The 19,038-nt window shown below is 45.4% G+C and carries 14 protein-coding genes; 3 read left to right on the top strand and 11 right to left on the bottom strand.

Features of this window, described 5'->3' with window-relative positions; translation table 11 throughout:
• Window positions 1-62: 62 nt before the first annotated feature.
• From NYE72_RS01650 to NYE72_RS01615, 8 genes are all read right to left on the bottom strand, one after another.
• Window positions 63-878: a transporter substrate-binding domain-containing protein gene (locus tag NYE72_RS01650; RefSeq protein WP_036687413.1), complete on the bottom strand. Its 816-nt coding sequence runs from the start codon at window positions 876-878 to the stop codon at window positions 63-65.
• A 225-nt stretch (window positions 879-1,103) separates the two neighbouring features.
• Window positions 1,104-1,979 (bottom strand): N-carbamoylputrescine amidase, encoded by an 876-nt coding sequence (aguB, locus tag NYE72_RS01645; protein WP_076107380.1) that lies wholly within the window; start codon window positions 1,977-1,979, stop codon window positions 1,104-1,106.
• 54 nt (window positions 1,980-2,033) lie between these two features.
• A complete protein-coding gene (locus NYE72_RS01640; RefSeq protein WP_076141401.1) occupies window positions 2,034-3,062 on the bottom strand; it encodes an agmatine deiminase family protein in 1,029 nt (342 codons plus the stop codon).
• A 538-nt stretch (window positions 3,063-3,600) separates the two neighbouring features.
• Complete coding sequence (gene yfcE, locus NYE72_RS01635; protein WP_076141403.1) at window positions 3,601-4,149, bottom strand: phosphodiesterase; 549 nt, start codon at window positions 4,147-4,149, stop codon at window positions 3,601-3,603.
• A gap of 125 nt (window positions 4,150-4,274) precedes the next feature.
• Complete coding sequence (locus NYE72_RS01630; protein WP_076141404.1) at window positions 4,275-5,759, bottom strand: glutamate synthase subunit beta; 1,485 nt, start codon at window positions 5,757-5,759, stop codon at window positions 4,275-4,277.
• A 250-nt stretch (window positions 5,760-6,009) separates the two neighbouring features.
• On the bottom strand, window positions 6,010-7,965 hold the full coding sequence (gene pulA / locus NYE72_RS01625) for a type I pullulanase (RefSeq protein ID WP_339211170.1): 1,956 nt from the start codon (window positions 7,963-7,965) through the stop codon (window positions 6,010-6,012).
• A gap of 107 nt (window positions 7,966-8,072) precedes the next feature.
• A complete protein-coding gene (locus NYE72_RS01620; RefSeq protein ID WP_339211168.1) occupies window positions 8,073-8,696 on the bottom strand; it encodes a C39 family peptidase in 624 nt (207 codons plus the stop codon).
• On the bottom strand, window positions 8,693-11,194 hold the full coding sequence (locus NYE72_RS01615) for a PAS domain S-box protein (RefSeq protein WP_339211166.1): 2,502 nt from the start codon (window positions 11,192-11,194) through the stop codon (window positions 8,693-8,695). Before NYE72_RS01615 ends, NYE72_RS01620 begins: the two co-directional genes overlap by 4 nt.
• 280 nt (window positions 11,195-11,474) lie before the next feature.
• Between NYE72_RS01615 and NYE72_RS01610 the strand changes: the two genes are divergently transcribed.
• Entirely contained in the window at window positions 11,475-12,290 is an 816-nt protein-coding gene (locus NYE72_RS01610; protein ID WP_339211164.1) for a hypothetical protein, read from the top strand.
• On the opposite strand, the gene NYE72_RS01605 is transcribed toward NYE72_RS01610, so the two are convergent.
• A complete protein-coding gene (locus NYE72_RS01605; protein ID WP_036687402.1) occupies window positions 12,283-13,059 on the bottom strand; it encodes a YheC/YheD family protein in 777 nt (258 codons plus the stop codon). The genes NYE72_RS01610 and NYE72_RS01605 overlap by 8 nt on opposite strands.
• 181 nt (window positions 13,060-13,240) lie before the next feature.
• Here NYE72_RS01605 and NYE72_RS01600 point away from each other — a divergent pair, with 181 nt between their 5' ends.
• Window positions 13,241-14,380 carry a glycosyltransferase family 4 protein gene (locus tag NYE72_RS01600; protein ID WP_076274116.1) on the top strand — a complete coding sequence of 380 codons (1,140 nt, stop codon included), beginning with the start codon at window positions 13,241-13,243 and terminating at the stop codon, window positions 14,378-14,380.
• 443 nt (window positions 14,381-14,823) lie between these two features.
• Here the strand turns inward: NYE72_RS01600 and NYE72_RS01595 are convergent, their stop codons facing one another.
• Window positions 14,824-16,065 carry a DUF445 domain-containing protein gene (locus NYE72_RS01595; RefSeq protein WP_339211160.1) on the bottom strand — a complete coding sequence of 414 codons (1,242 nt, stop codon included), beginning with the start codon at window positions 16,063-16,065 and terminating at the stop codon, window positions 14,824-14,826.
• Between the two features lie 304 nt (window positions 16,066-16,369).
• Here NYE72_RS01595 and NYE72_RS01590 point away from each other — a divergent pair, with 304 nt between their 5' ends.
• Complete coding sequence (locus NYE72_RS01590) at window positions 16,370-17,242, top strand: Cof-type HAD-IIB family hydrolase (RefSeq protein WP_076275603.1); 873 nt, start codon at window positions 16,370-16,372, stop codon at window positions 17,240-17,242.
• A 414-nt stretch (window positions 17,243-17,656) separates the two neighbouring features.
• On the opposite strand, the gene NYE72_RS01585 is transcribed toward NYE72_RS01590, so the two are convergent.
• A complete protein-coding gene (locus NYE72_RS01585; protein WP_339211157.1) occupies window positions 17,657-19,036 on the bottom strand; it encodes a sugar phosphate nucleotidyltransferase in 1,380 nt (459 codons plus the stop codon).
• Between the last annotated feature and the right edge of the window lie 2 nt (window positions 19,037-19,038).

Below are 19,038 nucleotides of genomic sequence, written 5' to 3'. Positions count from 1 at the left end.
TCTCTTTAAAAAAATAAGCATGCGCAATAGCTATCATTACGCATGCTTATTAGGTTCTTTCCTTATTTTGCGTTCAATAAGCTATCCAGGTTAGGTTCTTCGCCGAACCAAGTTTTGTAGATTTCCGTGTACTTTCCGTTTTCCAATACCTTCTTAATAGCCGGATCCAGTTTCGCTTTTAACTCACTGCCCTTAGGGTAAAGAATGCCGTAATATTCCGCTCCGAAGTTCTCCGTGTCTACAATCCCCACCAGCTTCTGCTTAGGATTGTTTTTCATGTATTCACGTACAATGGCAATATCCGCTACGACCGCATCGGCTCCGCCGCCATTCAGTTCCATCAATGCCACCGCATTGCTGTCAAAACGTTTCAAGTTAGGGTTGTCGACGCCCATTATTCCGCTCATCAGGTCGTCTGCAGTTGTGGCCCCTTGTATTGCAACTACTTTATCTTTAAGATCAAGTGCATTTTTGATGTCGCTGCCTTCTTTAACCATGATCATATTGGTAGATTCGAAATAAGGGATGGAGTAGTCATAGGTTTCTTTACGTTCATCCGTAATGGATACTGAAGACAGCCCTGCTTGATACTCCGTTCCCTGCTTCACACTTTGAAGCATCGTTTCCCAGCCTGTGTTCGTTACGTCATAGTCTATTCCCGCTTCTTCCATAACTGCCTTAATAAAATCGATGTCGAATCCTTTGATTTTATCCGTGTCCATGTACTCCATAGGAGCGTAGCTGGCATCACTGGCAAACTTAATTTTCTCTGCCGGGGATTCGTTACCAGCTTTACTGTTATTTGCTCCACAACCTACCAATCCAACCACCACCAATGCGATAAAAACTGACATTAAAGCGCGACTTTTTATTGTCATATCTCCATACCCCCTATTTTTGGAAATAACTTAAAGAGATTTTAACAGATTAAAGGATTCATGACAATTAACTTTTCTATTTTATGTAAGGTTATATAACATAATATTATTATTTTATAAGTTTTATACGTACATCACTCTCAAAAAATTACCATCAAACACAAAAAGGCACTGCCAGAGATTGTATTCTCCCTAGCAATGCCTTTAGATTTAACCTTAAACCTATTAAAGTGTGATATCTCCATCATAAGAACCGATCAATTTATACAAATCCGGCCGGCGGTCACGGAAGATTCCCCACTCGATCCGTCCAACTTCCAAAGCATCCAGATCGAATTCGCTTACCAGCACGGTTTGCTCATCACGTCCAGCCTCAACGATTTTATTGCCCTGAGGACCTGCAATGAATGATGAACCGTAGAAATTAATGCTCGAATCCTCATCAATTTCTTCACCAATACGGTTGGAAGCCACGACTGGAATAAGATTAGCAGCTGCATGTCCAAGCATACAGGTCTGCCAATGATCCTTGGAATCGATCGATCCATCCTGCGGTTCAGAACCAATAGCCGTTGGATAGAACAGAATTTCTGCTCCCATCAGGCTCATTACTCTAGCCGCTTCTGGATACCATTGATCCCAGCAGATACCTACGCCAATCTTGGCATAACGAGTGTTCCATACCTTAAAGCCAGTATCTCCCGGATTAAAGTAGAACTTCTCTTCATAACCTGGGCCATCTGGAATATGACTCTTGCGGTATTTGCCAAGCACCGTTCCATCAGCATCGATTACAGCAAGTGAATTGTAACGCGCGTAATTCTTTTTCTCATAAAAACTAATTGGCAGTACCACTTGCAGCTCCTTGGCTACTGCTTTGAAATGATTAATCGCCTTGTTATGCTCAAGCTCTGTTGCATATGCGTAATAATCAGCTTTCTCTTTTTGACAGAAATACGGAGTCTCAAACAGCTCCTGCAGCAAAATAATTTGCGCACCCTGTGCTGCCGCTTCTCTGACCAATGTCTCGGCTTTGCTGATATTCTCCTCAATATTGCTGGAACAACTCATTTGTGTCGCAGCTACTTTTACATTTCTCAAGAATCTGTCCTCCTTGTATATAAATGTCCCTTTGGACGTTTAGTTTCCTTCAAATTATTGCTGTGCAGGCATTTGCTGCGTAGTGCAATGTACATTCCCGCCTTCGGTGATAACGGCCATTCCGTTAACTGTACGAATCTTGCGATCCGGGAACAAATCAGCGAGCACTTTCTCAGCAAGTGTATCCGTTTCTGTCGCGGTGCCGCCAAACACAGGCAAGATAATTCCGCCGTTCACGAAATAAAAGTTCAAATAACTGAGTGTCAGACGACTGCCGTCATGATCGACCCGTGGTGGCTGCTGAATCTTGATAATCTCCAGCTTACGCCCTTTGGCATCTGTAGCGTTCTCCAGAATACGCAGATTTTCTTGCGTAATCTCATAGTTCTCATCCTGCGGGTCCTCACAGACCTGGATAATAACTTTGCCTGGTGCAGCAAAACAAGCAATATTATCAACGTGACCATCGGTTTCATCGCCGCTAAGGCCACGTCTCAGCCAGATAATAGCTTCTGTACCTGTATAGTTCCGCACGTACTCTTCGATCTCTTCGCGCTTCAGCTCCGGGTTGCGGTTTAGGTTAAGCAGACACTCTTCTGTAGTAAGCAAAGTGCCTTCTCCATCCGTATGAATCGAGCCACCCTCCATCACAAGCGGTGCATCAAAACGGGTGATCTGTGCATGCTCCAGAATCTGCGGAGCCACTTCGTCATCCAGATCCCAAGGTGAATATTTACCGCCCCAAGCATTAAACTTCCAGTTCACACCTGCCATTTGTCCTTCTTTATTAACAATAAAGGTAGGTCCATTATCACGCAGCCAAGCATCGCTATGCGCAATAGGCAGCAGCGTTACATTCGGTCCGCCGACCCGATGTTCTACCCGCTCCACGTCCTCCGGGTTCACAATGACCGTGATCGGTTCAAACTCGGCGATGGCTGTGATAATGTCAGCATAACCTTGACACACTGACTCGTGGTTGTCCGGGAAACACATAGATTCCTGCACCGGCCAGGAGATAAAAGTACGTTCATGCTTGCCCCATTCCGGTGGCATTGTATAGTTCAAATCTTTAGGATTCATGTGTTAACTACCTTTACTAATATATTTGGAGCCATTCCTACCCTTAAAACTCCTTCCTCATCATACAATAATATGTTCTAGTGCTCAATTCCCTGGGACATTAATAATGTTGGAAGGAATTTTTTTTCGCAGCCCCCATTTTACAGTTAAAAAATTTAAGTTTCATCCGTTACAACGAAGCTAACAGAACCCAATTCCCCAAAAAGCTCACTGAATTCATACACGGTAACGCTGTTGCTGACGTTGTCTAATCCCATGACAATTATTTTTTCCCTTGGCGTATTCAGCGCATCTGGCGTCCTTCTGTCTCATAGCAGCTCCAATATGCCGTTTCTAGTTAGCGGCGTCTTTCTGGGTTCCGCATTATGGTGGATGGGTTTGACAGGGAGCACCGCTTTGTTCAGAAACAACATAATGTCAGGACGTTCGAAACAGCTCATGTTCAACAAACTATCCGGATTGGTAATGTTGTCCTTTGGCATTGTCTCCCTTGTTCAATCTCTCAATCTTCAGGAGTTCCTTTAAACGATCCCTCTCACTATACGGTAATCTTTTTTACCACATTGCCTTCAAAATCCTTAACGATAAATTCCCCGCCCTCTAGAACAGCATAGGAATTCGGATTATTCTCTTTAGGCAGCGATATGGAGCCGGGGTTCAGCACGTACACTCCCTCCTTTACATCGGCAACTGGTATATGGGTATGTCCCTGAATAAAAATATCCTTCTCGGAAAGCGCCGGCAAATGCTCAATGCTAAAGCCATGACCATGTGTAGCGTAAATCCGTTTGCCTTCGTGCAAAAGCATTACATAATCGCCCATCATCGGGAATTCCAGCAGCATTTGATCTACCTCGGCGTCACAGTTTCCACGCACTGCGGTTATCGGCTTGTTTTTGTTATATGCATTAAGCTTATTAGCAACCTCTTGTGGGTTATAGTCCTTCGGCAGCGGATTTCTTGGACCATGATATAGGAAGTCTCCTAGAATAATAAGACTGTCCGGCTGCTCTTCTTCTACCTTTTCCAAAGCCCGTTCCAGCCAAAATAAAGATCCGTGAATGTCGGAAATAAACATTAACTTCATCATGTATTCTCCTTTTCAACTTAACTTAAGTAAATATGTGCTTAGACAATAATCTTAACCTTGAACATACCACAACGCAAAGCAGACGTTCCCAAAGGAACGCCCTGCTCGCTATATCTTAACACTCACGGCAAATTCGAGGATCCCATCAAAAAGCGGTCTACTTCGCGCGCAGTCTGACGCCCTTCGTCAATAGCCCATACTACAAGGCTTTGCCCGCGCCGCATATCACCTGCTGTGAACACACCTTCTACATTGGTTACTTGTGCTCCGAACTCTGCTTTGGCGTTCCCCCGCTCATCGCGTTCCACCCCAAGCTCGCCCAGTACAGTTTCTTCAGGCCCTGTGAATCCCAAAGCCAGCAATACCAGCTGCGCTTGCAGGGTCTCCTCACTGCCCGGCACTTCGACCGGTACCATTCGTCCCTGTTCATTACGAGTCCATTCAATGCTCACTGTACGCAGCTCCTGCACTTGCCCGCCCTCATCGCCGACAAACCGTTTCGTCGAAACCAGATAACGGCGTGGATCTTCTTTATACAGTGAAGCGGCCTCATGCTGACCATAGTCCACTTTAAGCACCTTTGGCCATTCCGGCCAAGGATTGTTAGGCTGACGAGTCAGCGGCGCCTGTGGCATAATCTCGAGCTGAGTTACACTGCGGCAGCCGTGGCGGATTGAGGTGGCCACACAGTCTGTTCCAGTATCCCCACCGCCGATTACAACTACATCCTTACCTGCTGCAGATAAATACTCGCCATCTGCAAGCCCTGAATCCAGTAGGCTCTTTGTATTCAGCGTTAAAAACTCCATAGCTTGATGAATCCCACGCAGATCACGTCCTTCTATCGGAAGATCACGTGCCTGTGTAGATCCACCACACAGTACCACAGCATCATGCTCTGCCTTGAGCTGTGAAGCTGGGAGATCTCGGCCGATCTCTGTTCGAGTTACGAAGGTAATACCCTCAGCCGCAAGCAGATCCACCCGGCGCTGCACAGTCTTTTTATCCAGCTTCATGTTGGGAATACCATAGGTAAGCAGACCGCCAATCCGGTCCGCCCGTTCATACACAGTCACCGTATGTCCAGCCTTATTAAGCTGTGCCGCACAGGCAAGGCCTGCCGGACCTGAACCCACTACAGCAACCTTCTTACCCGTGCGATGAAGTGGCGGCTCAGGCACAATCCAGCCTTCTGCAAAACCTCTATCTACAATTGACTTCTCAATGGATTTAATGGTGACAGGTTTGCCGTTCATCCCTACCGTACAAGAGCCTTCACAAGGAGCGGGACAGACACGGCCTGTAAATTCAGGAAAGTTGTTTGTCTTATGCAGACGTTTCAGCGCTATCTCCCAATTTCCACGATAGACCATATCGTTCCATTCAGGAATCAAGTTGTGCAAAGGGCAGCCGGAAGCCATACCAGACAACAGACGTCCTACATGACAGAATGGCGTACCGCAATCCATACAACGTGCCCCTTGCTCGCGCAGCTTTTCTTCATCCATAGGAATCGAGAATTCATTCCAATTCTTAATTCGCTCCAATGCCTCACACTCGGAGGGTGTCTGTCGTTCAAACTCTAAAAATCCGGTTGCTTTCCCCATCTCTTTCATCCTCTCTACCAAAGAAAAGTACTCTCTGTCACTTTCTGCTGTTATGCCACTCTAAAGCGCCAAAGTAAATGCCTTAATATTAGCATTCTAGATCTTTAACGAAAATGAGTAATGTCACCTTTTTATGTAAAATAAAAGCATCCTTTCAAAAGAAAGTTCCGCGCAAAAAAGCACACAGCGCACTGTACTCATTGAGCACAATACTCCGTATGCTTTTGACGAATTATCTATAACAAACCATCTAGTTCACCGTCAGCACTACCATTCCAATCCCACTTACATTTAGCTTATTACCCGTCAGATTCTGCACAAGATCGGCTCCAAAAACCGTTTTCCATGCCCCGAGCTGTGGCAGAACCAAAGTCGTCTGTTCAACATTAGCATTAAAAAGCACATAGATATGCTTCGCCGCATCTCCTCCAGCATGGCCACGCAGCGTATAAGCTACCGAACTTACCGGTGCTTTTTCAAATACTAGATAATTCCGAATGTCATCTGCCGTTCGCATACGGAAAGCCGGATGCGCTTTTCGCAAGGCAATTAGCTGCTTCAGATAAACCACATCGTCTTGATGAGCAGCGCACAGTTCCCAATCCAATTGGTTGATCTTCACCGAGGATTTATAGCTGTTCTCCACCCCGTTTTTCGTGCGCATAAATTCCTGACCCGCATGGACAAAGGGGATTCCCTGACTCATGAACACTATCGCAGAAGCTAATCTATGCATAGATTGGCGCTGTTTGTCCGTCTCCCCTTGTGTGGACAGTAATATTTTATCCCATAACGTATGATTATCATGACACTCCACATAATTAACGGTTTGCTGAGGCTCCACGGCAAATTGTCCAATGCCTGGGGCAAAAGCAATGCCTCCCGCGACTCCTGCCTTTATCGCAAGCTCCAGACCCATCATTCCGCTGATGAAGCCCGGTTGATCATGCAGAAAGATATTCCCTTTAATTGCATCCCGGAAATCATCATTAAAATGTCCGATTCCCGGCAAAAGCGCCGCATTCTTCTGATGGGCAAGCCGCTCCATCGGCAACTCTGTCCCCATCATCCAACCTTCACCAATCGTCATGATGGACGGGTCAATCCCATCCAGACGACGCCGGATTTCCTCCATCGTGTCGAGATCAATCAAGCCCATCAGATCAAAACGAAAACCATCGATATGGTATTCTTTGGCCCAATAAACTACGGATTCCACAATGAAGCTGGACATCATCAATCGTTCCGAAGCCACGTCATTCCCGCAGCCAGAGCCATCCGACAGGCTTCCGTCTTGCTTGTAACGCAAATAATAGCCGGGAACCAGCTTGGTAAAATTCACGCGGTAGCCATCGTACACATGGTTGTAAACCACATCCATAATGACGCGGAGGCCCCGATCGTGAAGTGCTTGAATCATTGTTTTTAGTTCACGGATACGCACTCCAGGCACATAAGGATCTGTAGCATAGGAACCTTCTGGCACATTATAATTCTTCGGATCATAACCCCAGTTATAATGCGGTTCATCCAGCCTCGTCTCATCTACACTCTCTGTAGAATAATCATAAACAGGCAATAGCTGCACATGGGTTACACCGAGGTTCGTGATATGATCGAGTCCAGTGAGAATACCCTCCGGTCCGCGGGTCCCTTCTTCCGCCAAAGCAAGATATTGTCCTTTATGGGTCATACCACTTGCTGGATGGATAGATAAGTCACGCAAATGAAGCTCATAAATGATGGCATCTACAGGATCATCCAGGGGTGGTTTATCTTCCGTCCACCGCTCAGGATCTGTTTTGCGTAAATCTAAAATAGCTCCCCTATCACCGTTCACTCCTACAGCACGTGCATAAGGATCAACCGCCTCATTCCACTGTTCTCCAAGACGTACTCGGTAGGTATAGAACTTGCCATCTAAATCACCGTCAACTGTAATTCTCCACGTGCCCCGGATATCACGGATCATAGAATACTTACACTCGGCTGCTCCCTGCCATGAATTATAAAGTACCAGCTCCGCTTCTTGAGCGGTGGGCGCCCACAAACAAAAAGCTGAACTACCCGGTGAGTACGTTAGGCCAAGATCGTCCCCATCATAGCTGAATAACTGATCAAACTCCTGAGCAAACACGGAAATCCCTCTAGTAGCCGCAGGGTCCCCATAATAAATGGGTTCCTTCATTTCCCTTTGTACGGACAAAGCACCTATCCCCTTTTCCAGTTATTAACTGGATTATAGTATGATCGTCTAAGTAGTGCAAACGTTTGGACTCAAATTTTTCAAGCTATTTTGTCAGGACAACCCCTCTACCTCGATGCATCTGCAATATCTAACCCGACCATCGTAATAATGTCTTTATTTGCAAAATACGGAATACGCCGTTCTTTACCTAGAGTAACTCTACCGTCCTTGTACCGCACACCATTATCGTGGACAATCAGGATAGAACGCTCTCCGTCATCAAATACCTCATATCCTATACCTAGTACCCAATGGTAATCGTAAGTAAACTTGCCTCTCCACCGCAGACGAAACCACTTATCAAATTTAACAGCCACAGGCCGGCCGGCATCAATTTCTGTTTTATATACTTCAAAATCATTAAACGTAGTAATGAGTAACTTTTGCTGATCCTTAGGTAAAGTCGATGAATGGATATAGTTCTTCAGTTCTTTGGTAAAACAGCGCACACTCATCCCCCAAGGTCTTCCGCCGTGATGGCTGTATATGTAATTAATATGAGCGGCTTTGGAAGGAAAATGACCTTTCCCCCGAATAAAGTCCGCTCCGAAATGGGTGTTCCAATACTCCGTTAACGCTGCCATCGTAGCCGGGCCACACGCAGAGGACGGGGATTCGACCCCAACCTCCCACTGTGTATATGGCTCCGCAGGCAGTTTGTTGCTAATCCGAGGCTGTCTATGCTTCATTCAGATAGATCCCCTCTTAAAGGGCTAGACTTAGGAGTAATATGTGGAGTCGCCTCCGGAAGTAAAATCACATTTGTACCGGCATCCAATTCTCCTTCTACAGCTGCTGCCCCTTCCATTGTTGTCTCCCGTTCTTCTGTCTGCACTGTATCTTCCACATCTATCTCAGCTTTACTATCAGGATTGATCTGCAGCGTGAAATAGAAATTAGAGCCCTCTCCTTCACTGCTCTCTACAGCAATGGCTCCGCCCATCAGCTCAACGAGCTTTTTACAAATCGCCAGCCCCAATCCGGTCCCGCCATATTTGCGGTTAAACGAGGAATGCAGCTGATAAAAAGACTGAAACAGCCGATGCTGCTTCTCTAGAGGAATGCCGATTCCCGTATCCCTAACATTAAATTTCAAAGTTAATTTCTTTTGATCTGCGGACAGCTTCTGCTCTACGTAAATACTGATACTGCCCCGATCTGTAAACTTGATTGCATTGCTGACCAGATTGACCAATACCTGACGCAACCGCCCGGCATCGCCCATAATCAGTGGCGGCACTCCAGGTGCCATGCTGCATGATAACTGAATATTTTTCTCCAAAGCCTTCGCTGTAAATAGATCGATTACGCTGTCTAATACGGCTTGAAGCTGCACGGGCTCATTTACAATCATCATTTTTCCGGCTTCAATTTTGCTGTAATCCAGTATTTCATTCAAAATAGATAGGAGCGAGCTGCTGCTCTCCTTAATAATGTCAGTATATCCAAGCTGTTCTTCATCAAGCTCCGTCTCCGCCAGGAGATCCGTCATCCCTACAATTCCGTTCATCGGAGTACGGATTTCATGGCTCATAATAGCTAAGAACTCAGACTTAGCCTGGTCTGCTTTTTCCGCAGATTCCTTCGCCCGAATGATTTCCTTCTCATCCGTGATGTCCCGGAACACTACAACAACACCCTTCGGCTCCCCCTTATCAAACAGAGGGGTTACCTGATATTCCGCAAGAAAGCTAGAACCGTCCTTACGCCACAAGACCGCATCATTACTCTGATAAGATACACCTGACTTAATAGCCTTCATTAGTGGAGATTCCTGCGGCCGATAATGGCTCCCATCGAGTGCTATCTGCTGAATTTGATCCAAATAAGGATGGCCCATAATTTCATCATGTTCATAGTCCAGCATTTGCAAACCTGCAGGGTTAATGAACGTCACCTTCTCCTCCATGTCGAGTCCAAAGATGCCTTCCGAAACTGCATTTAAAATAAGAGTGTACTCATTGCTAAGCTTCTCAATTTGTTCTGTATAACGGATGCGCTCTGTAATATCACGGGAAATCCCATACACACCTACTACTTGATCATCTACAATAATCGGAATATTGGTAGTATTAATCTCTACAAAGTGTCCGTCTTTATGAATAAGCGTTAGATCATAGCTTTGAGGATAACCTTGGGCGGCTAAGTTAAAATGATACAACGTCTTCTCTATGTCCTTCTCATGGACAATGGGGCCAAAGTACATTCCGATCAGTTCATCCAGCGAATACCCGGTCAACTTCTCCAAATTCGCATTGGCGGTCAAATAATCTCCATGCAAATTCATAGAGTACACGGCAGATGGATTATATTCGAACAAAGATTTATACCGTTGCTCGCTCTCCTTAAGCTTGAACTCGAACTGCTTGCGCTCCGTAATTTCACGTCCAATCGCTATAATCTCCATGACATTCCCCTCATCATCATAGGTATAACGACTGCTCGACTCGAACCAGACATAGGTGCCATTCTTATGGCGGTAGCGGTAAGCTACAGCCGGAATAACGCCAGAGCTGCGGCTCTGCTCCATTAAACCTTGCATCATAACTAGATCATCCGGATGGAGATAATTATAGGCGCTTGTCCCAACCATCTCTTCAGGTTCATAACCAAGCAGGGTACGACTAGCCGAAGAACAATATAAGAAAATACTGTCTTTGACCGCATGACGCGAGATTAAATCCAGTGAATTCTCGGACATTAATCTATAATTGCGTTCACTTTGACGAATTTGTTCTTCCATTTGCTGCTGCTGATCCAGATGATCCACCGTTTCCTGAGCTGCGATCTTTAGTTCCGTAATATCCTCGGCATATACTATAATATACGAAGGGGCTTGTCCTTCTTCTGCTCCTAACCCAGAGAACATGAGAGACAGGCAGACGGGTTGACCTTCTTTGTTTAAAAAACAATGCTCCTTCTTCCAGCTGCCCGCTGGCGATTTCTGAAGCTCATCCATTACCACTCTATAGGAGAGCTCTTTTGAATGTGCCTCTCTATTTTCCGATTCTGTAAAAAGAGCCCCGGCAAGAAACTCGGCTTCCGTAAAGCCAAGTAGATTGCAAAAAGCCGGATTGACTTTTATCCAGTTGAAATTGCCGTTATTCGAAAACAGTACGGCCATTCCTTCTGGAGACCTCATAAATGCATGATCCAGAATTGCGTTAAATTCTACCGAGCTGCCCATTTAAGCCAGACCTCCTTTGTTGCTAGCGCTAAAGCTCTCATACCTTCTTATGTCAGTATACGATAAGAGAACTGGGGAAAGAAATGTCTAGCGCATTATTTTAAATTGGAAATATTTAAATTTAAATTATTGACGTAAGCAAATAAACAACTTATATTTAACAATAAATATATCGTTCGTGACCTATTACGATGGAAGCACCCGTAATAAAGGCTTTTGCCTTTGCTACGGGTGCTTTTTTGTTGTCTTCAGGAATACGGACAAAAGGAGGAGCGAATCAATGAACGCACTAAAGTCATTCCCCTTACTACTACTGGTGATCCTGCTATCGTTAAGCACATCAACAAGAGCTTTTGCTGCAGCAACGACTGAATTAACGCCCTCAATTCAAGCGGCTTTTGATCTAACAGCTGCCACTGCCGAGGCTCCTGCAAGGATGAAGATGACTAATCTGTACAATGAATTATCTACTTTAAAGATGCAATACAATAACCGTGAGGAGCAGATCCGAACCCTTCACTATAACAATGAGCAAACACTGATTGCGGTACGTAAGCAAATTAAAGAGATTGATTTAGAAGCCGTAGCTCAACTGGAGGTCACCGTTAAGAGCTGTAAACAGCACTATCAGCCCTTATTCGACCAATACAATGCGCTTAATAAACGTATCAAGATCGCCAAGGGTCTTAAAAATAAGACTTTGAATACCGTACTACAAGCCCAAGGCGATGCTATGAAGGTCCTGGTTCAGTTGGCTCGCAAAGAGATTAGCGAAAAACAGAATCAGTTGAATGCAGCCAAACAGACACGTACCCGAAAGATAATCTATGCCCGCAAAACCTTGTCTGGCATTGATAGCCCACAAGTCTCAATTAAATCTAACAAAAGCGTAGTCACCTCATTGAATAAACGGATTTCCGCAGATTGGAGTGACTTCAAAGCAGCGATTCGCAAGCAAAACCTTACATTAACCACTCAGTCTCTGTCCTCACTCGTCTCGGGTTACCGCCAAATCGCAACGCACAAGCAAAAAATCATAGAATTAGAACAAAAGATTTCTGTTGTCATTGCTAATACGAGGAAACAGATCATTTAGTATTTTTTTTCTTCTCATTCGCTCTGCGGTAAGCCATTACTTTGCGGTACATGCTTTTATCAGAAAGATGTTTAAAAATATATGGGTCCGGACTAGTATTCACTTCAATAATCCAAGGCGTCATGGATCTATCCAATCCTACATCGACACCAATCTGTCTAAACCCAGGATATTTCTTATGGTAGAAACGTCCGGTATCTTCTCCTAGCTTTCTCAGTATCCTAAGCATTTGCGCTTGCTGAGCTTCGTTCAGATAAGGAGACAGCAGCTTTTCCATAGCAGTTAGTTTGCCGCCGCTATGATAGTTGGTAACAATCTTACCTTTCTCAGCTACCCGACCAATCAGACCGGTAGTTTCCCATTTGCCCTGCGGGCTGAGCTGGACCATCACACGGATATCAAAGCGGTGTTTCCCGTGCTTTAGCAATACTATTCCTCTCTGGATCAGGTAACTACGTCCACGCGTCGCTTTCTTTAAGGATAAATGGAAGGCGTCGAAGGTTCTAAAAGTCTTAAGTCTTGTTCCACTTTGGTACTTGTATTCTGTTCCATAAGTCTCTCTACTCTGTTCAACCTTCATCACACCATTGCCATAGGTACCGTATTCTGGTTTGACATAAACCATTCCATATTTCAGCAGCATAGCTTTCAGATTGACTTTACTGAATTTTACTGTTTCGGGAATCAACGGTGAAATTTCAGTGCTTCGCATGAGCACCTTGGTTTTAATCCATTTGCTGGTCAATGCAGACTTTAACTTCTTTCCCAACTGTCCTCTCCCCTGTCCCTCAGAAAATAATCACGGCCTTAGTAAGCCTTAGTATTTTATGCTGCAACTGTACAAATGGCATGAGTGAAACGCCCTCTCCGCTTTCGGATGTATCTACTGTTTACTGTGTTGCATATGGTGGAAGAGGATATCCATTAGCGGATAAAAGGAGGCGTGAACCATGCACATTTGTATCATTGCACCGGAGCAGTTCCCAGTTCCGGGAGACGGTTCAGTAGAAATCTGCATTTGGGCCATTGCCAGAAGGCTCGCGGAGAGACATAAGGTAACCATTGTAAGTCGGAAGTTACCTGGACTACCTGCTGCCACTATATTGGAGCAGGTCAGAATTATCCGGTTGCCCGCAAGCACCCCAGCCCATTATCTTACTTCGGTATTAGAATACATTCAGAAAGAATCCTTTGATATCATTCAGGTTGATAATCGCCCCCATCTTATGTCTGCTGTAAAGAAACAGCTTCCTCATATCCCGGTATTTCTGTTCCTGCACTCTCTTACCTTCACACCGGGTACAGATAAAGTGGCAAATGCCTTGGCAAAAGCAGATCTGATCATTGCCAACAGCCACTCCTTACAGCGAAGATTGGATCGCCGCTTCCCTCAACTGACCACAGGGATTCACATTGTCTTATTGGGAGCCGATCTTGATCGGTTTACCCCTGTGCAGACATCTGAAAAACAACAGCTTCGTAGTTTTTACAGACTTCCGCAGACCTTTACCGTTTTGTTCGTTGGTCGAGTTATACCCCGCAAAGGAGTGCCTATATTAATACGTGCTATGTCGCATTTAAACAAACACCTCCCCGCTCATCTCGTCATCGCAGGCAAGGGCAAACCGTCGTACATACGGCAGTTGAAGCTACTTGCACGGCGGCTGAGAGTGTCGGTTACTTTTCTAGGAAATGTAGCTCATGAGAATATTCACACCCTTTATCAGGCAGCAGACTGCTTTGTATGCCCTTCCCAGAATCATGAATCCTTCGGGCTTGTTAATGTAGAAGCTATGGCCTCCGGTCTACCTGTTATCGCTTCTAATAATGGGGGAATCCGAGAGATTGTCGCCTCTGGCCATAACGGTTATCTGGTAGAACGATATCGTGAGGCTTTACCCTTTGCCCGACATTTGCTGCGGATAGCCCGCAATCCACAATTGGCAGTTACCATCGGATCACAAGGGAGAACAGATGCGCTTGAAGCCTTCAATTGGTTGCGTACAGCGAACCATTTAGAACAGCTGTACCAAGCTTCTACATCACCACAGCAGGCGTACAGAACTCTTGCAGGCGGAATGCAATTGTAGACTCAAGAAAAGTAGGGGGGCCCATAAGCCATCAACTGGCTGCTGGGTTCCCTTCTTTTTGGTGTTTGCTTGAGCTAAACAAACACCAATCTCCGATTGAATTAGGTCATATATGCGTATAAAAGGTAGCTATCGGACACAGCTGACCCCAAACGCAGCTTTATCCCACATTTGCAATGCTAAAGGACCCTATAACCACTATTGGCATGAAAAATGCCCAATATGAACGCATCCATAGGAATAACGTCGGTGGAGTCCGTAAACATGTTCCAAAGGCCAAAAACTAACAAATAACGTCATATGGGTCCGTAAGCCTCAGAGAAGGATTATTACTCCACGATGCAGACAGGCCATAAGCAACAACAAAAAGCAGCGATCCTCCAACACGGGAGAATCGCTGCTTGCTTTGTTTGTGAATTTTACATTACATAGGTAAGTTTCATTCAAATCAATTGAATAACTGTAAGCACAAGCCCTACGACAAACCCGCATAAAGCCCCGTTCACACGAATCCATTGCAGATCTTTACCCACTTTATCTTCCAGCATATTCACTAGACTAGCGTCATCCATGCTGTCCAGATTCTCTTTTACCAAAAGACCTATTCTGTAGTGGTTAGCCTCTACAAAAGCAATTAGCGAAGCGCGAATCCGCTCTTCCCAGCTGCTGATCCATTCTTGTTCCTTGCCAATACGACGTACAAGCAGGGTATATAACGTGAACAGCTTGCGTCCGCCAGACGCCCGATCTTCTTCCAGTAGGGAAATTGCTTTGCTGCGAATGTTCTCCAATTGCGTATGCAGAAATACGGTCGCCGCTTCGCCTTCAAGCTCATTTAGTGCCCATTCTTTTAATGAAGCCAGTCTAGCCTCATCATTAACAATCTGGAACAGGGCCACTCGAATCTCACGGATAACCTCTTCACGGTATGGGCTATCCTCTTCCCGAAAATCGCGGATACCGGACTGCAACATACCTTGCAGCATTTCACCAAGCATATCTGCATCCATAAACCCGACAAAAGCCTGAAAAGCCATACCTTTAAGTCCGCCAAGCTTCACTTCAGCCAATTTCTCGCTGGCGATCTTGCCCAGCATAGCTTTCGTTTCAGGACGTCCGCTCCAATTAGATACCCCTTCCAGCGCATAGTCTAGAGCAGCTACATCTTTACCGTCATTCATTAACTTAGTAACTATTTTATCAGCCGCAACGCCAAGCTCAGCTTCACGAACATATTCGGAGGCTGCCTTTTGCAGAAACGGTACGGCCTTCTCTACCGGAAGACGAGACACGAATTCGCCAAGCTGCTCCAATATTTGTACTCTTGCCTTCTTTTTACTAAAGAACTTTGTCAGCAGCTTGGAGCCCATTGATATAAAGCCAAACTTACGCAGCTTGTTCTCAATGCTTTCCTTGTTAAGAAGCTCAGTCTCCATCGCGGTGATTAGTGATTGGATGATCTTATCGCGATTCTTGAGCAGTAGTGAGGTATGTGGAATACGCAGCCCCATCGGATGGCGGAACAGCGCCGTTACCGCGAACCAGTCGGCAATCCCCCCCACCAAACCGGCCTCGAAACCACCTCTCAGTAGAATCACGGCTAGGTTTTCAGGTAGAAACAGTGTAATCAGAAACCCACATGCCATAAAGGCGAGTGACATGGTGGCTAAGTTTTTGGATCTCATAAATAGTCCCCTTTACATAAGCAGCTGCCGATGTCCTTACGCAGGAAAAATACCGTCGGTCACGTTCCTCGAACATAAGCTGACGATAGATTCGGCTAGTCGGTTAGTTTGACAACTATTGTACCACGACTGAACTATTTTCTAAAAATATACTGTAAAAACTCTTATCTCTTGTTAGACGTTCATTATTGTGCATTTGCATGAAAATGGTTTTTGGTTTTCAGAATATTAATGATAAGATACAAGTAACGTTTCAAATCCCCTTAAAAAGTACTACTTTACCTGGAAAAGGAGCTCATACAATATGCTGATTGCTTTAGATATGGATGGAACATTACTGAACGAAGAAGGAAACATCAGTCCAAAAAACCGCGAAGCTATTATAAAAGCTCAGAAACTAGGTCACATTGTTATCATTGCTACAGGGCGCTCCTTTATGGATGCAGAACGTCAGCTTCGGCTGGCGGATCTGGAATGTCCTGTAGTCAGTCTAAATGGCGCAGTCGTCACATTATCTGATCGCACCCTCGCGGCAAGCACGCCGCTGAATAAAGCAGACATCATTCCTGCTCTACGCTGGATGAACGAAATTCCGGACTTGTATTACGAGGTATACACTGAGGATAACGTTTATGTAGAGCTGAACAAACGTGTACGGTTAGAGAAATTATCTGCACTAAGCGATGATGAAGTTCCTGAAGAAGTCAGCTGGCTGCTAAAAGCAATGATCGATCAACAGTTTCAACAAGCAGCGGTAACCTATGTGGAGAGTATGGAAGAGGTGTGGAGCAAGGAGGAAAATGTTATTTATAAAACATTGGCTTTTTCTCTAAACCGAGAGCTGCTCAAGGAAGCTTCCACCCGCTTCGCAGCTATTCCGGGCTTAATTATTACCGCCTCCCATGTAAATAATATCGAGATTAACCATGAAGAGGCCAACAAAGGCTCCGGTGTAACCATGCTTGCTGACCATTATGGTATCCCGCTAGCGGATGTAGCTGTCATGGGCGACAGTTATAACGATCAGCCGATGTTCGAGAAGGCCGGCTACCGGATTGCTATGGCTAACGCTGCGCCAATTCTTAAGGAAATGGCGGAATTCATCACCACCAGTAATGACGAAGACGGAGTCGCGGCAGGAATTGAGCATCTTTTGAATAGAAATTCTAAAGAATAATTTCTGTATACAGCAGTGAATGCACAAATAGCATCGTGGGCAGTTCTGCTCACGGTGCTATTTGTGGGTTTATTTTTGTTAGGCAGGGGTCTCTCATTTACACTTTAGGCTTAGGTTTAGCTCGTGGCTTGCCTATTGCATCCCCCGTCCCTCTCAAAGATTAGTTGTACTTCGTACAGTTAAATGCTCTCTTTTAAGAGCTAATTCGGATTTAATTGCACTCTGTACATTTATATTCAGCAAATTTATTCAAAACGCAAAAATTCGCTATTTTTAACTGTACAAACTACATCTATATCGCAAGGCATTCGCTACTCCACGAAATAGTTGCACTGGATACATCTATTTCACTTCAGCCGCGCAATCTATCCATATCTATAACAGCCTCCGGGTTAAAGCGAACTACCTTTCCATTCATCCCAAATCATCAAGGAAGCTGTCCTCCCCCTCCCATTCGGCAGACACTCGTACGTAGTCATCCACCTCAGGAAATTCCAACAGTTCAATGATAATCAATTCGAGCGCTGTAATGGCCCGCAGCCCATGCTTCGTACCAGCAGGAATCGTGACCGTGTCCCCGGCGGCAACCGCATGAAGATGGCCATTCATCCGGTATTCTCCATTTCCAGAAAGAAAAGACCAAACTTCTTTAGTATGTTGATGAAAATGGTAACTGGTGTGCTCACCTGCCAAAATGGTTATTTTTGAGGTCGTAACCTCAATACCGGCTGCCGTGCGAGAGAAGTCCAAAATGCGTGAGGTGCCCCAGCGTTTTTCTTCAATCATCGGCTTCGCTGCATGGCCCTCCAGCTTCTGCTTAATTCGTTTTGCCTGCTCTATCCCAGCTACCAATATACCATCTGGCCCTGCCGCCACGATTAAACCAGGAGCGCCGATGATATGCACAGGACAAGAGAGTTCGTTGATCAAATGGGTACCTTTTGAATCCTCTGAGATACTCCCCTCGCCAATCACCGTTCCTTGCAAATGGGGAACAAGCGCATCCCAGCTGCCAATATCCGCCCATACCCCAATATAGGGGATCACTACCGCACGCCGTGTGTGTTCCAGCACCTCATAGTCAAAGCTTCGTTCTGGCAATTGATCATAATGCCCCAAAAACTCCATGTAATCTACTGGAAGATTCCGTTCCTTCATACTTGAGAGCAAATATCCTAATGAGCAGGAAAACACGCCGCAATTCCACAGTCCTCCCTGAGAAATGAACTCGGCGGCTGTCGATTCGTTCGGTTTCTCTGCAAACTGTTTAACATTTAAAAAAGAAGTCCCTCCTACCCCTGACCCTTCACCAGGCAGAATATAACCGAACTGTGTAGAAGGAAATTCAGGTAAAACACCAATCAAAGCAATATCTGCTTGTGATTCGGCAAGTACACTTGGAAATTGATGAAGCTGTTTAAAAAAAGAAGCCTCCACATACGAATCCACCGGAATGACCACTACGATCTCTTTTGAGTCCATACCCTTCACAGAATGCAGATAACTTGCCGCCAGAGCTACTGCAGTAAAAGTCCCCCGTTTCTGCGGCTCCGCTAATAAAGGGACTTGAGCACCAACGGATTTGCGAGTAATCTCCACCTGACTGCGATGAGTCACAATGCAGCTTGAATCCAACAAGCCTACTTCTTCCAGCCCTCTGCATACCCGCTCGATCATCGACTCCACACCGCCAGCTTCTGTTGGAAGCAGCCTTAAAAAAGCTTTAGACCTGATCTCATTTGATAGCGGCCATAACCGCTTCCCCGATCCCCCTGAAAGGAGTACGATCTGCAATC

It is taken from the genome of Paenibacillus sp. FSL L8-0333 (genome assembly GCF_037965665.1).
Taxonomy (GTDB): domain Bacteria; phylum Bacillota; class Bacilli; order Paenibacillales; family Paenibacillaceae; genus Paenibacillus_AQ; species Paenibacillus_AQ odorifer.
This window is presented reverse-complemented; position numbering and strand designations above follow the sequence as displayed.